This is a genomic window from Nocardioides sp. NPDC006273 (assembly GCF_040613495.1).
GTDB lineage: Bacteria > Actinomycetota > Actinomycetes > Propionibacteriales > Nocardioidaceae > Nocardioides.
Genome location: NZ_JBEXSD010000034.1, coordinates 1 through 13,427, shown reverse-complemented (window position 1 = coordinate 13,427; position 13,427 = coordinate 1). Strand labels below are relative to the sequence as shown.

The 13,427-nt window shown below is 69.6% G+C and carries 11 protein-coding genes; 7 read left to right on the top strand and 4 right to left on the bottom strand.

Going from position 1 to position 13,427, the window contains the following annotated elements:
- Positions 1 to 121 precede the first annotated feature (121 nt).
- The gene (gene hrpA, locus ABZZ22_RS15800) at positions 122 to 4,018 is read right to left on the bottom strand and encodes an ATP-dependent RNA helicase HrpA (RefSeq protein ID WP_354932940.1); all 3,897 of its coding nucleotides are present in this window, start codon (positions 4,016 to 4,018) and stop codon (positions 122 to 124) included.
- Positions 4,019 to 4,178: 160 nt separating this feature from the next.
- Between hrpA and ABZZ22_RS15795 the strand changes: the two genes are divergently transcribed.
- On the top strand, positions 4,179 to 5,183 hold the full coding sequence (locus tag ABZZ22_RS15795; RefSeq protein WP_354932938.1) for an alpha/beta hydrolase: 1,005 nt from the start codon (positions 4,179 to 4,181) through the stop codon (positions 5,181 to 5,183).
- A gap of 51 nt (positions 5,184 to 5,234) precedes the next feature.
- The gene (locus ABZZ22_RS15790) at positions 5,235 to 6,278 is read left to right on the top strand and encodes a helix-turn-helix domain-containing protein (protein WP_354932936.1); all 1,044 of its coding nucleotides are present in this window, start codon (positions 5,235 to 5,237) and stop codon (positions 6,276 to 6,278) included.
- A gap of 82 nt (positions 6,279 to 6,360) precedes the next feature.
- Here the strand turns inward: ABZZ22_RS15790 and ABZZ22_RS15785 are convergent, their stop codons facing one another.
- Positions 6,361 to 6,756, bottom strand: coding sequence for a hypothetical protein (locus ABZZ22_RS15785; protein WP_354932934.1), 396 nt, complete (start codon positions 6,754 to 6,756; stop codon positions 6,361 to 6,363).
- Positions 6,757 to 6,936: 180 nt separating this feature from the next.
- Complete coding sequence (locus tag ABZZ22_RS15780; protein WP_354932932.1) at positions 6,937 to 7,383, bottom strand: winged helix-turn-helix domain-containing protein; 447 nt, start codon at positions 7,381 to 7,383, stop codon at positions 6,937 to 6,939.
- Between the two features lie 332 nt (positions 7,384 to 7,715).
- Here ABZZ22_RS15780 and ABZZ22_RS15775 point away from each other — a divergent pair, with 332 nt between their 5' ends.
- From ABZZ22_RS15775 to ABZZ22_RS15765, 3 genes are all read left to right on the top strand, one after another.
- Positions 7,716 to 7,907 (top strand): hypothetical protein, encoded by a 192-nt coding sequence (locus ABZZ22_RS15775; protein ID WP_354932930.1) that lies wholly within the window; start codon positions 7,716 to 7,718, stop codon positions 7,905 to 7,907.
- A gap of 87 nt (positions 7,908 to 7,994) precedes the next feature.
- Positions 7,995 to 9,281: a citrate synthase gene (locus tag ABZZ22_RS15770; RefSeq protein ID WP_354932928.1), complete on the top strand. Its 1,287-nt coding sequence runs from the start codon at positions 7,995 to 7,997 to the stop codon at positions 9,279 to 9,281.
- A 91-nt stretch (positions 9,282 to 9,372) separates the two neighbouring features.
- Entirely contained in the window at positions 9,373 to 9,981 is a 609-nt protein-coding gene (locus ABZZ22_RS15765; protein ID WP_354932926.1) for an HAD-IA family hydrolase, read from the top strand.
- Here the strand turns inward: ABZZ22_RS15765 and ABZZ22_RS15760 are convergent.
- A complete protein-coding gene (locus ABZZ22_RS15760; RefSeq protein ID WP_354932924.1) occupies positions 9,978 to 11,216 on the bottom strand; it encodes an MFS transporter in 1,239 nt (412 codons plus the stop codon). The genes ABZZ22_RS15765 and ABZZ22_RS15760 overlap by 4 nt on opposite strands.
- A 60-nt stretch (positions 11,217 to 11,276) precedes the next feature.
- On the opposite strand from ABZZ22_RS15760, the gene ABZZ22_RS15755 reads away from it, so the two are divergent.
- A complete protein-coding gene (locus ABZZ22_RS15755; RefSeq protein WP_354932922.1) occupies positions 11,277 to 11,816 on the top strand; it encodes a MarR family transcriptional regulator in 540 nt (179 codons plus the stop codon).
- 88 nt (positions 11,817 to 11,904) lie between these two features.
- Entirely contained in the window at positions 11,905 to 13,299 is a 1,395-nt protein-coding gene (locus tag ABZZ22_RS15750; RefSeq protein WP_354932920.1) for a trypsin-like peptidase domain-containing protein, read from the top strand.
- Positions 13,300 to 13,427: the final 128 nt, after the last annotated feature.

Sequence of the window (13,427 nt, the reverse complement as noted above, 5' to 3'; positions counted from 1 at the left end):
AGCGGCCGCAGCACACGTGTAACACGTCGTTCGTAGGTCTACTCGCCCGTTAGAACGACCGGATAGACCTACAAACAGCGTGTTACACACCTAGTTTCACTGCGAGTTACACCAGCAAGCGCTACCCGAGCAGCTTGCGGATCCGCGCGTCGGAGACCTTTTCCGCGGTGCCGAGCTGCTGGGCCCAGAGCTGGACGCGGTACTCCTCGAGCATCCACCGCACCTGCCGCAGCCTCGACCCCGGCGGCCGGCCCTCGGGCAGCGCCGCGACCTGGTGCAGATAGGCGTCCTGGAGGGAGGAGATCCGGTCGTGGGTCGTGCGGTCGGCGCGGAGGTCGGCATCGAGCTTGCGGCGGCGCTCGACGATGGCCTTCAGATAGGTCGGATACCGCCTGATCTGCTGCACACCCGCCTCCGCGACGAACCCGCGGTGCACCAGTCGGGCGAGCTGGTCCTTCATGTCGGTCAGGGCGGGGAGCTGGAACATGTCGGCCCGGCCGGAGAGAGCCTTGTCGGTCTCGCGATAGGCCTCGAACGCCCGCATCACGTCGACGAGGACCGCACGGACGGCCGCGGCCAGGTCGGCCGGCGTCCCTGCGGCGGCCAGCAGGGCGTCGTACGCCTGCGGGGTCCGCGGCAGCGGACGGGCATCGACGACCTGGCGGACGACGGCGGCGCGACAGTCCTCGACGAGCTCGGCGGCGCTCGGGTAGGGAGAGCCTGCCAGCGCGAGCTTCTCCATGGTGGACAGGCTGTCGACGACCCGCTTGCCGACATCGGGGAGGGCGAGCAGAAGCAGGCGTACGACACCCAGGCGGTGGCGCGCCTCGGCCTCCTCCGCCGTCCCGGCGACCATGAGGCCGACCGTCGTGCCCTCGTCGACCAGGCACGGGAAGACCGTGACCTCGTGGCCGGCACGCTTCTCGGTGACCGTGGTCTCGATCGAGCCGAAGACCCACGTCGTCTCGCCGGTGCGGGTGTGACCGGCCGATGCGGCGACCTCGGCGATCGCGGCCTCGAACTCGCCCTCGAGCGGGGCCTTGAGCGCGTCCAGGTCCTTCCCCTTGGCCGTCTCCCGACCGTCCTCGCCGACGACCCGATAGGTCGGCCGCAGGTGCTCGGGAACCTTGGCCCAGTCCCAGGCCTCGCGTGGGATGTGCACGCCGGCGGTCGAGCGCGCCCAGCGCTCCAGCGCGGTCAGCAGCGGCTCCTCCCCCGGCGGGGTCTCCTTCAGGAAGGCACGCGCCTTGTCCGGGGCCGGCACGAAGCTGACCCGGAGCTGCTTGGGGAGCGACCGGATCAGCGCGGTCACCAGCTCCTCGCGCAACCCGGGCACCAGCCAGGAGAAGTCGTCGGCGCCGACGCGGTTGAGCGTGGCGACGGGTACGTCGATGGTCAGCCCGTCGTCGGCCGCGCCCGGCTCGAAGTGGTAGCTCAGCGGGAACGTGAGCGGGCCACCGCCGGGGTTCTGCAGAGCCCACTCGGCCGGGAAGTCGCTCTCGCACACCTCCCCGGCAGCCTCGTTGGTGAGCATCGACAGCTCGAAGGTGAGCAGGTCCGGCGCCTCCCGCCGGGCCTGCTTCCACCACTGGTCGAAGTGGGCCCCGGAGACGATGGTGGCCGGGAGGCGGCGGTCGTAGAAGTCGAAGAGCGTGTGCTCGTCGACCACGATGTCGCGGCGCCGGGCGCGGTGCTCGAGCTCCTCGGCCTCTTCGACGAGCTTGGCGTTGTCGCGGAGGAAGCGGTGGTTCGTACGCCACTCCCCGTAGACCAGGGCATGCCTGATGAACAGCTCCCGGCTCAGCTCGGGATCGATCTTGCCGAAGGCGACCGGACGGTCGGCGACCAGCGGCACGCCGTAGAGGGTCACCTTCTCCCGCGCCATCACCGACGCGCGCTTCTGGGACCAGTGCGGCTCGGAGTAGGTGCGCTTCACCAGGTCACGACCGAGCTGCTCGGCCCACTCCGGTTTGATCGCGGCGTTCTGCCGAGCCCAGAGGCGGGAGGTCTCGACCAGCTCGGCGGACATCACGAACTGGGGGTTCTTCCGGTGCAGGGCCGACCCGGGGAAGATCGCGAACTTGGCCCCGCGGGCGCCCTGATATTCACGAGGCCCCGGCCGCCGCTTGTCCCGCCGGGCAGCGGCCTCCGCCTTCGAGTCGCGCTCCTCCAGCGCACCGATGTGCGAGAGCAGCCCGGAGAGCAGCGCCTGGTGGATCCCGTCGGCGTCGTACGTGACTTTGTTCTCACCTGCGTCCGCGGCAGCTTCGACGACGTCGCGGTGTCCCTTGCCGAGGTCGATCTTCATCTCCCGGCAGACCTGTCGCAGCTGCGACTCCAGGTCCTGCCACTCCCGGACGCGTACGTAGTGCAGGAACTCCCGCTTGCACAGCCGCCGGAAGGCGCTCGAGGAGAGCTCGTGCTGCTGCTCCTTCAGATACCGCCATAGATTGAGCCAGGTGAGGAAGTCGGAGGTCTCGTCCTTGAACCGCGCGTGCAGCTGGTCGGCCTGCGCCTGCTCCTTGGGGTGGTCCTGCCCGGGCCGCTCACGCGGGTCCTGGAGCGAGAGGGCGGACGCGACCACGATGACGTCGCGTACGCAGCCGAGCCGCTCGCCCTCCAGCACCATCCGCGCCAGCCGCGGGTCGATCGGCAGCCTGGCCAGCCGCCGGCCCAGCTTCGTCAGCCGTTGCCCGTGCATCGCGCCGAGCTCCTCGAGAAGCTGTACGCCGGCGGTGATGTTGCGCCGGTCCGGCGCCTCCACGAAGGGGAACCGGGCGATGTCCCCCAGCCCGAGGGAGGCCATCTGCAAGATGACGGAGGCCAGGTTCGTACGCAGGATCTCGGGGTCGGTGAACTCCGGCCGTCCCTCGAAGTCATCCTCGGAGTAGAGCCGGATCGCGATGCCCGCCTGGACCCGCCCCGTACGTCCGGACCGCTGGTTGGCCGAGGCCTGCGAGATCGGCTCGATGGGCAGCCGCTGCACCTTGGTGCGTGCGGAGTAGCGGGAGATGCGCGCGACACCGGTGTCGACGACGTACTTGATCCCGGGGACCGTGAGCGAGGTCTCGGCGACGTTGGTCGCCAGCACGATCCGGCGGCCGGTGTGAGCCGAGAAGACCCGGTGCTGATCGGCGGCCGACAGCCGGGAGAACAGCGGGACGATCTCGACCAGCCCCGCGCCGGAGCGCCCCTTGTTCAGCCCGAGCGCGTCCGAGAGCGCGTCGGCGGCATCGCGGATCTCCCGCTCGCCCGGCAGGAAGACGAGCACGTCGCCGGGCCCCTCGGCGGAGAGCTCCTTGACCGCGTCGACGATGGCCTCGGTCTGGTCGCGGACGACGACCTCGCCCTCTTCGTCCTCCTCGGAGAGCTCCATCAGCGGCCGGTATCGGACCTCGACCGGATAGGTGCGGCCGGAGACCTCGATGATCGGCGCGGGGTCGCCCGAAGCGTCGGCGAAGTGGGCCGCGAACCGCTCCGGGTCGATCGTCGCGGAGGTGATGATCAGCTTCAGATCCGGTCGCCGCGGCAGCAGCCGGCGCAGATAGCCCAGCAGGAAGTCGATGTTGAGCGACCGCTCGTGGGCCTCGTCGATGATGATCGTGTCGTAGCGGCGCAGGTCGCGGTCTCGCTGCAGCTCGGCGAGCAGGATGCCGTCGGTCATCAGCTTGATCCGGGATGCGGCCGAGGACTTGTCCATGAACCGCACCTGATAGCCGACCAGGTCCCCGAGCGAGGTGCCGAGCTCGGAGGCGATCCGCTCGGCGACCGACCGGGCCGCGATCCGGCGCGGCTGGGTGTGCCCGATCAGTCCGGCCGACCCGCGCCCGAGCTCCAGGCAGATCTTGGGCAGCTGCGTCGTCTTTCCCGACCCGGTCTCGCCTGCGACGATCACGACCTGGTGGTCACGGATGGCCGCGGCGATGTCCTCGCGGCGCTGGGTGACCGGAAGCTCGGCAGGATAGGTGATCGCGATGGAGACGGCGGCAGGCTGGTCGGAGGACATGAGGTCACCCATTCTCTCCCGGCGTACCCCTCGACCGCACATCGGTTTCTCGCAGCACCCCGCCCGCCGGATGGCGGGGGCAGCGGATGTGATTCCCGCCACAGGCCGGGTACCGTGACCGACGGCGCCGGAGGAGGCTGGATCCACCCCCGTTCACCGAAGGAGCACCCCCATGACCGAGACGACCGCCGGCCAGATCTTCCCCCACACCCCCGTCCGACCGCCGTTCGATCCCGAGCTCGTGCCGGTCCTCGAAGCGGTACGCCAGGGCATCCCGCCCTTCTCGGCGGAGATCCTCCCGCTGATCCGGCAGCAGAGCGTCGACGGGTTCCCCGGCATGGAGCCGGCGGATCTGACCGTCGGCGGCGCGGTCAGGGTCGAGGAGCGGCAGGTTCCCGGCCCGGAGGGCGCCCCCGACATCACGCTGCTGATCCTGAGCCCGGCCGTCGACGGCCCGCCGCGCCCGGTGATCTACCACATCCACGGCGGCGGCATGGTGATCGGAAATCGGGTGTTCGGCGTCGAGGGCTTCCTCCCGCACGTCGCCGAGGGCGCCGCCGTGGTCGTGTCGGTGGAGTACCGCCTCGCCCCGGAGCATCCCGACCCCGCGCCCGTGGAGGACTGCTATGCCGGCCTGGTCTGGACCGCGAAGAACGCCGCTGAGCTCGGCATCGATCCCGAGCACCTCATGATCGCGGGAGCCAGCGCCGGCGGCGGCCTCGCCGCGGGCACGGCGCTGCTCGCCCGCGACCGGTCCTTCCCGAAGCTGAGCCACCAGATCCTCATCTGCCCGATGCTCGACGACCGCTTCGAGACCCACAGCAGTCGGATGCTCGACGACGAGGGAGTCTGGGACCGCGAGGCCAACCTGTTCGGCTGGACGGCACTGCTCGGCGAACGCCGGGGTGGCCCCGGCGTCTCCCCGTACGCCGCCCCCGCGCGCGCCGAGGATCTCACCGGCCTCCCCCGCACCTACATCGACACCGGCTCGGCGGAGACGTTCCGCGACGAGACGCTGGCCTATGCGCGCCGACTCTCGGAGGCCGGCGTCAGCGTCGATCTCCACATGTGGGGCGGCGGGTTCCACGGGTTCGACATGATGGCCGGGCACGCCGCGGTCTCCCGTGCCTCGATCGCGACCCGTGACGAGTTCGTCCGCAGGGCGCTCGAGGCCTGATCCGCTGGCTTGCTCGCCTTCCGTGGGCGAGAGTGGGCCAGGGAGGTTCAGGTGCGAGATCTGATCGGCAAGCTCGAGGTGGTCGACGACGACACGGCCAGTGCGCTACGCGTCATCGACCACTTCGACCGGCTCGTGGACGAACGGGCCTCGACCGCCGCGGTCGTACGCGCCGCGGCGGCACTGGCCGGCTCCCCCGCCGGGCTCCACGACGCCGCGCGCGGCCTCGCCAAGCGGTTCGCGGCCGACGGCCGCGCGCTGGCCGGCGAGACCGACGGCGGCTGGCACCACGCCCCGGTGCCCGGCCAGCCCGGGTCCTGGCTCTGGCTCGAGCGCACCGGCGACGACGGCCCGCTCGACGCGCTCATCCTCGAACGCGCCGCCCGCGCCCTGCAGGCGCTCAGCACGGGGGCGCCCGACCCCTCGACCAGCGGGTTGGTCAGGATCGCGTGCGACCCCGACGCGACCGACGCCGACAGGCGGGACGCGGTCGCACGTCTGGATCTGGCCGGTCCCGCCGGTCCCGCCGGTCCCGCCGGTCCCGTCACCGTCGTGCTGAGCAGTTCGACCAACCTGCGGGCGACACTGAGCAGCACGGTCGGCGATCTGGTGGTCGCGCTGCTTCCCGGCACGCCCACCATCCCGGACGGCATCCGCGCAGGCGCCGCCGTAGCCCCCGATCCGCTCCAGCTGCCGGCCGCGCTGGAGCAGGCACGTACGGCCCTCCGGCTGGCCTCCGACGTAGGCGGTCTCGCGCCCGCGGTGGTCCGCTACGACGACCTCGGGGCACTTGCCGTCATCGCGGAGCGGATCAGCGCCGCCGAGGCGGCGCGGGTGGGTGACGTACGACGTCTGGAGGAGCTGCTCGCCGGTCATCCGTGGGTGGTGGACACGCTCCACGCGGTGCTGGACCAGCCGAGCCTGCGGCAGTCGGCCGCGATGCTCCATGTGCACCATTCGACGTTGCAGGAGCGGCTGACCTGGCTGAGCGCCCAGCTCGGCTACTCGCCGATCAAGGGGCGCGGGCGACAGCGCGCCTCGGTCGCGGTGCTGCTGTGGCGGGTTGCCCACGGCCCCGACACGGAGGACGTCTAGAGCCTGTCAGAGCAGGAGGATGAGCGACCCCAGACCTGGGATCGCCCGTCCTCCGACCCTCAGCAGCGGGGTCAGCAGCGAGTCAGCAGACGTCGATGTAGTTGATCGGGTCCCAGTTGATGCCGCGCTCGGCGTGCTTCGCCGTCGACCTCAGATACCGGTCCCCCGCTGAGCGCTCGAAGTAGGTTGCGGTGCCGGTGGTCTGGTTGTTCTCGTACTCCGGGGTGTAGGTCGAGTAGAACCCTCGGAGCGCGTGCGTCTGGCATCGGTAGAACTGGAAGACCTTGTACGTGTTGGCGGTCGGGTCCCACACGTCGACGCACAGGCGCCCGGACGGGCAGGCGTAGTTCCGGATGCCACCGGTCTGGTGGAACGTCCGCTCGGCCGCAGGCGAGACCGTCGGCGAGACAGCGGCCGTGCCGACCTCCTCGACCGCGCTGCCGGTCTTCAAGTCGACGCTTCCGCCCTCCGCCGCCATGGCCCCGGAGGCGAGGCTGGTGGCCGCCAGCGTAAGTGCTGCCGCGGCGATGATGCGCTTGATCCTGAGCTTTCCTTTCAGATGGACCTTCAGATGAATCTGATGTGGAGGAGTGACCCTCCGAGGGTCCGATCAGCCGCTGCCTCGGCGAAACCTTTTTGGCCAGGGCCGAAAGGTGTATCAGGACGCCGTCGCCCCGCTCAGCGCTTGCGCCCCGAGGGTGGTGACCTCGTGGCGTACCGAGGTGCCCTCGCGCCGTGTGGCGACGAGTCCGGCTTCGCGCAGGATGCTCGCCTGCTGGCTGGCTGAGCCGACCGAGATCTCGCACCGGCGGGCCAGCTCACTGGTCGAACACCCGGACCGAACCGCTGCGAGCGCCTTGGCCCGCGTACGTCCCAGCAAAGCGACCACCGGCTGATCGAGCTGCCCGGCAGGTTCTGCCGAGTCCGCCGCGTCCGCCGAGTCCGCCGAGTCCGCCGAGTCCGCCGAGATCGTGAGTCCGGTGGCCGGTTTGGCGGTGGGATAGGCCAGCATCGGCTCCGGCCCGGGATCGCACAGCTTCAATGGCGTGTCCGGCTCGCAGAAGTAGGACGGCTGGAGCAGCAGCCCGCGACCCTCGAGGCGCACCTCGGCGTCGGTGTAGTTCTCGATTCCACGGCGCGCCCGCGCGTCTGGAGCGCGTGCAGGCTGAGCTGCACCTCCCAGAGCGCATCGGGCCCGTCGGCGATCCTGACCCGAGCGAGGTCGTCATAGGTGAAGTGAATCCGCAGCATCGCGTCCCCCGAGCATGATCGCGTCTCCAGCCGCCGCTGCGGCTGTCCTCCGACCATGCTGCTGGCCCGGGCTCACAGATTTCTGACCGTGCCTCCAAGGACCTGTCAGAAATCTGCCACCCCGGAATCTGTGGCACACCAACCTGCGGTCGCTTCCTTTGGTCCGGCCGCCTAGATTATGTCCCCATGACCGGGGAGCCGAGCGAGATCGATGTCCAGGATGCGCTGCGTGTGCTCCGCGGAGAGGACGAGGCCCTGAACGAGCGGTCGGTACAGACCGTTCTCGACCTCCATCGACTGCGCGACGCGCTGACCCGGTTCGGCGACGAGGAGCCCTCCGGCGACACCAGACCGGCGCGGGACAGGCTTCGATTCTGAGTCGAATTCGGCCAATGGGTGGGACGCCGAGTTACGAAGGTGATTTCAAGAGGGTTACCGTTGCTGATCGTGACCGAATCTCTAACAGTGCGTGACAACCGCACCGGGGTGGAGTACGACATCCCGATCACCGACGGCACCATCCGCGCCGCCGACCTGGGGAAGATCAAGGCCGCTGACCCGGCCACCCACGAAGAAGGTCCTGGCCTGGCCGTCTATGACCCCGGCTTCGTCAACACCGCTTCTTGCCGATCTTCCGTCACCTATATCGACGGTGACAAGGGCGTGCTCGAGTATCGGGGCTACCCGATCGAGCAGCTGGCGGAGAAGTCGAGCTTCCTCGAGGTCTCCTATCTCCTGGTCCACGGCGCGCTGCCGACCAAGGAGGAGTACGACGCGTGGGTGCACGAGATCACCTTCCACACGTTCGTGCACGAGAACATCAAGGAGTTCATGCAGGGCTTCCGCTATGACGCCCACCCGATGGGCATGCTCATGGCGTCGGTCGGTGCGATGTCGACGTTCTACCCGGACGCCGCCAACATCTCCGACCCCGACAACCGTCGCCTGCAGATCATCCGGCTGATCGCCAAGATGCCGACGCTGGGCGCGTGGGCGTTCCGCCACGCCCAGGGCAAGCCGTACGTCTACCCCGACAACGACCTGTCCTACACCGGCAACTTCCTCTCGATGCTCTTCAAGATGAGCGAGAGCAAGTACGCCTCGGACGACCGCATCGAGAAGGCGCTCGACACGCTCTTCATCCTGCACGCCGACCACGAGCAGAACGCCTCCGCCAACGCGGTCCGCAGCGTGGGCTCGACCCAGGTCGACCCCTACTCCTCGGTCGCCGCCGGCGTCGGCGCCCTCTTCGGCCCGCTCCACGGTGGCGCCAACGAGGCGGTGCTCCGGATGCTGCGCCGCATCGGCAAGGTGGAGAACATCCCCGCCTTCATCGAGGGCGTCAAGGCCGGCAACGAGCGACTGATGGGCTTCGGCCACCGGGTCTACAAGAACTACGACCCGCGCGCGACGATCATCAAGCAGCAGGCGCTCAACGTCTTCGAGGTCACCGGCACCAACCCGCTGCTCAACATCGCGATGGAGCTGGAGAAGATCGCGCTCGAGGACGAATACTTCGTCAAGCGCAAGCTCTACCCCAACGTCGACTTCTACTCCGGCCTGATCTACGAGGCCCTGGAGTTCCCGCCGGAGATGTTCACCGTGCTGTTCGCCATCGGGCGTACGCCGGGCTGGCTCTCCCAGTGGCTGGAGCTCGTCCAGGACAAGGAGCAGAAGATCGCCCGTCCGAAGCAGATCTACACCGGCGAGCGCGGTCTCACGTTCGTCCCGCGCGACGTTCGCTGGGCGTAGCGCTCAGCCAGGCTCGAGTCGGCGCAAACGGACCGGAGCGAAGCGAGGACCGTATTGCGCCGACTCGAGACGGGCAGCGCAAAGGAGCAACATGGGTAGCGTGGATGCAGTCGTCTGGGACTTCGGGAATGTCCTCATCCGCTGGGACCCCCTCCCGGCCATCGCGGCGGGCGTCGGGGACGCGGACGCCCGCGCGTTCCTCGGGTCCTACGACTTCCGGTCGTGGAACCACGCCCAGGACGCCGGCCGCACCTGGGCCCAGGGACTCGCCGTCCTCGAGAGCGATGCGCCCCAGTGGCTCAGCGCCGGAGCGGCGTACGTCGACAACTTTCCGCTCTCCTTGCTGGGCCCGGTCCCCGGCACCCAGGAGCTGGTCCGCGAGCTCGCCGCAGCCGGCGTCCCACAGCTCGGCCTGACCAACTGGTCGGCCGAGCTCTATCCGCATGCTCCCGCGACGTACGACGTGATCGAGCTGCTCCGCGACGTCGTCGTCTCCGGGCAGGAGAGACTGGCCAAGCCCGACCCGGCGATCTACCGGCTCGTCGCCGAGCGCGCCGGCATCCCGCTGGAGCGGCTGGTCTTCATCGACGACAGTGTCGCCAACGTGGCCGCCGCCACGGCCGTGGGCATGCAGGCGTTCCAATTCACCGGAGCCGAGCAGCTCCGCAGGGACCTGCTCTCGCTCGGCCTTCCTCTCTAGGCGGGCTGGTCGGGGGCACGCTCGAGGCGGCGTACCCCGGCGAAGGAGAACGACATCAGGGCGGACCCGGAGATCACCGCTGCGACGATGAGCAGCCACGGGTCGAAACCGACCGCGAGCGCGACCGGGCCGACGAGCGCGAGACCGATGGGGCGGGCGATGAACGAGCCGACGATGTCGAAGGAGTAGACCCGGGAGAGCTTGTCCTCGGGGATCTCCTGCTGGATCGCGATCTGCCAGAAGATGTCGAAGATTTGCAGGCCGAATCCGTGCAGGAAGGCTCCGATGAGGATCGGCCAGAGAGTGTCGGAGACGGCCATCGCGACCGGGAAGAGGCCTGTCATCGCGAGGAAGAAGACTCCGACGGAGAGCAGCCGACGCGGGCGGAACTTCAGGCAGAACAGGCCGCCGACGAAGAAGCCCGCCATCAGCGCGGCCAGCGCGAAGCCCCACGACGCGCGGCCGATCCCCTCGCCCACGACGATCGGCCCGAGCACGCTGTGAGCGCCGGACCAGAACAGGTGGTAGAGCAGCGCCTGCAGGATCAGGAACCACAGCCACGAGTGCCGCATCACCTCGCGGAAGCCCTCGGCGAGCTCCCCCAGCATCGAGGCCTTGCGGGGCGGGCGCTCGTGGGGCACCCGCATCCCGGCGTAGGCGATCGCGGCGACGGCGAAAGTGAGCGCGTCGACCGTGATCGCCCAGCCGGGGCCGACCACCGCGACGAGCACACCGCCGAGGGCGTAGCCGACGGTCGAGGCGGTGGTCTGCAGCAGCGACCGGACCGAGACGGCAGCGCCGAGCTCGTCGGCCGGCACGACGACCTTGGTCATCGCCATCGCCGAGGGCTGGTTGAGCGCTGCGACGATGCCGGCTAGGCCGCCCATCACCGCGATCGAGGGGATGGTGGCGACTCCCAGGATCACCGTCGCGGCGAGCGCTCCGGTGACGACGGCGCTGATCGCCGCTGTGCCCTCCATCATCAGCTTGCGCGAGACCCGGTCGCCGAGAACGCCCCCGGCCAGCGTGGTCACCACCTGGCAGGTCGCGAAGATCGCCTCCACCATGCCCAGCTGGGTGACCGTCCCGCCGAGGTCGAGCACCGCGAAGGCCAGCGCCACCGGGGTGATCGCGTTGCCCAGCGACGAGGACGCCGTCCCGGTCACGAGCCGGCGGAAGTTGCGATGCCTCAGCGGCGAACGACACTTGGTCGCCGGTTCGGTGGTGGCGGTCATGTCGCAAACTTACTTCGCTAGCGAACTATTCGCCAACGAATTACCCTGTAGGGTCGAGCCATGTCCGAGCTGCGACCCGCTGAGACGCCCACCGACGACCTTGCGGAGGACGGGGCCGATCGTCACGTGAACCGTTGGCGCGACCACTGGATCGACATCGACTTCGACGACGAGATCGAGGCGATCACGGTGCGGATCGGGACCATCGCGAAGTTCTTCGACGACGCCCGCGCGGCGGCCGCGAGCGAGGTCGGGCTCGCCGACTTCGAGTACAAGACGCTCCACATGCTGATGATCCGAGACACTCCGGGCCACGCCTCGCCCACAGCGCTCGCGAAGGACCTCGACATCAGTCCGGCCGGGATGACGGGACGGCTCGACAGCATGGAGAAGGCCGGGTGGCTGCGGCGTACGGCGTCGGTCGAGGACCGCCGCAAGATCAGCGTCGAGGCGACGAAGGCCGGCATCGAGATCTGGCGCCGGGCGATGGACCTGCGCGGTGAGGCCGAGACCAGGCTGCTGGAGGGCCTGAGTCCGGAGCGGCGTACGGACCTGGCGGAGCTGCTCAAGCAGGTGACCCTGCGGATCGAGAGCCACTAGCCGGCATCCGAGAGGAGTCGTTCCTCTCTTCGGCACCACATAGCCCCGTCTCAGCCGGCTCACAGGGACGCTGGTCAGACTCGATCACATGACCGACATCCCTTCTCAGCAGCCGAGTGGGACCCCGCCTCAGTGGACTCCCCCGGCTCCCGCCGGAACCGACCAGCCGTCCGCCCAGCCGTCCGCTCAGCCGTCCGCCCAGCCGTCCGCCCAGCCGTCCGCCCAGCCGTCCGCCCAGCCGTCCGCCCAGCCGTCCGCCCAGCCGTCCGCCGGCCCGTACGCACCGCCGCCGGCCCAGACGGCTGTCATGCCGACCGCGCCCGGCTCGCCCGGCTCGCCCGGCACACCCTGGGCGCCCGGGCCACCCGCCAAGAAGCGCGGCGCCGGCCGAGCCGGTCTCGTCGCCGCGGTCCTCGCCGGAGCGCTGGTGGCCGGTGGCACCGCCGGCGTCGGCGGGGCGGCGATCTACGACGCCCTCGCCGGTGACGGCATCGGTGGCGGGGCGAACACCCCGGCCACCTCGCAGGTCGTCGACGCGAAGATCCCCGAGGGCAGCATCGAGAAGGTCTCGGCCAAGGTGCTCCCCTCCGTGGTGAAGATCGAGGTCACCTCCCAGCAGGGCTCCGGCTCGGGCTCCGGGGTCGTCATCTCCTCCGACGGCACGATCCTGACCAACCACCACGTGGTCGAGCTGGCGGCCAACGGCGGCACCGTGACGGTCGACTTCAACGACGGTACGTCGGCCTCCGCCGAGGTCCTCGGCACCGACCCGCTCACCGACACCGCCGTGATCAAGGCCAGCGGCGTCTCCGGCCTGACCCCGATCACGATGGGCAAGTCCGAGAACCTCACCGTCGGCCAGAGCGTCGTGGCGATCGGCTCGCCGTTCGGTCTCGACCAGACGGTGACCACCGGCATCGTCAGTGCTCTCGACCGCCCGGTCAACGTCGGCGTCGACCAGAGCGGCGCGGCGACCGTCTACCCCGCGGTGCAGACCGACGCGGCGATCAACCCGGGCAACTCCGGTGGGGCGCTCGTCGACCTCAACGGAAACCTCGTCGGCATCAACGCCTCGATCCGCTCCACCTCTGGTGGAGGCGGCCAGGACGCGGGCTCGATCGGCATCGGGTTCGCCATCCCGATCGACGAGATCCGTCCGATCGTCGAGCAGCTCGAGAAGGGCGAGCAGGCCACCCACGCGCAGTTCGGCATCTCGGTCTCCGACTCCCCCGCGGCTCAGAGCGGCCAGACCTCGGTCACCGGGGCACAGGTCCAGGAGGTCGGCCAGGGCAGCACCGCCGAGAAGGCGGGCCTCGCGAAGGGCGACATCATCACCAAGGTCGAGGACCACATCATCACCGGCTCCGACTCGCTGGTGGCAACAGTCCGCTCCTACCGCCCAGACGACGAGGTAGAGGTCACCTGGTCACGCAACGGCAAGGAGCAGACCGCAAAGGTGACGCTGGACTCCGACGCCAAATGATCCGCCGTGTGCTGCCAGGGGTGCGCTATGGCGCACTCCTGGCCGCGCACCACGGCAATTATTGTTGGGGGAGAGGCACACCAGCGGGGCGAAGCAGATCGGAAGATGGGGGGGGTTGGGAATAGGGG

Excerpts from the sequence above, each read along its gene's own strand:
- ABZZ22_RS15760 (WP_354932924.1), bottom strand. The coding sequence starts at position 11,216 with ATGACCGCCACCACCGAACCGGCGACCAAGTGTCGTTCGCCGCTGAGG.
- ABZZ22_RS15775 (WP_354932930.1), top strand. The coding sequence starts at position 7,716 with ATGACCGGGGAGCCGAGCGAGATCGATGTCCAGGATGCGCTGCGTGTG.
- ABZZ22_RS15765 (WP_354932926.1), top strand. The coding sequence starts at position 9,373 with ATGGGTAGCGTGGATGCAGTCGTCTGGGACTTCGGGAATGTCCTCATC.
- ABZZ22_RS15755 (WP_354932922.1), top strand. The coding sequence starts at position 11,277 with ATGTCCGAGCTGCGACCCGCTGAGACGCCCACCGACGACCTTGCGGAG.
- hrpA (WP_354932940.1), bottom strand. The coding sequence starts at position 4,018 with ATGGGTGACCTCATGTCCTCCGACCAGCCTGCCGCCGTCTCCATCGCG.
- ABZZ22_RS15785 (WP_354932934.1), bottom strand. The coding sequence starts at position 6,756 with ATGGCGGCGGAGGGCGGAAGCGTCGACTTGAAGACCGGCAGCGCGGTC.
- ABZZ22_RS15795 (WP_354932938.1), top strand. The coding sequence starts at position 4,179 with ATGACCGAGACGACCGCCGGCCAGATCTTCCCCCACACCCCCGTCCGA.
- ABZZ22_RS15750 (WP_354932920.1), top strand. The coding sequence starts at position 11,905 with ATGACCGACATCCCTTCTCAGCAGCCGAGTGGGACCCCGCCTCAGTGG.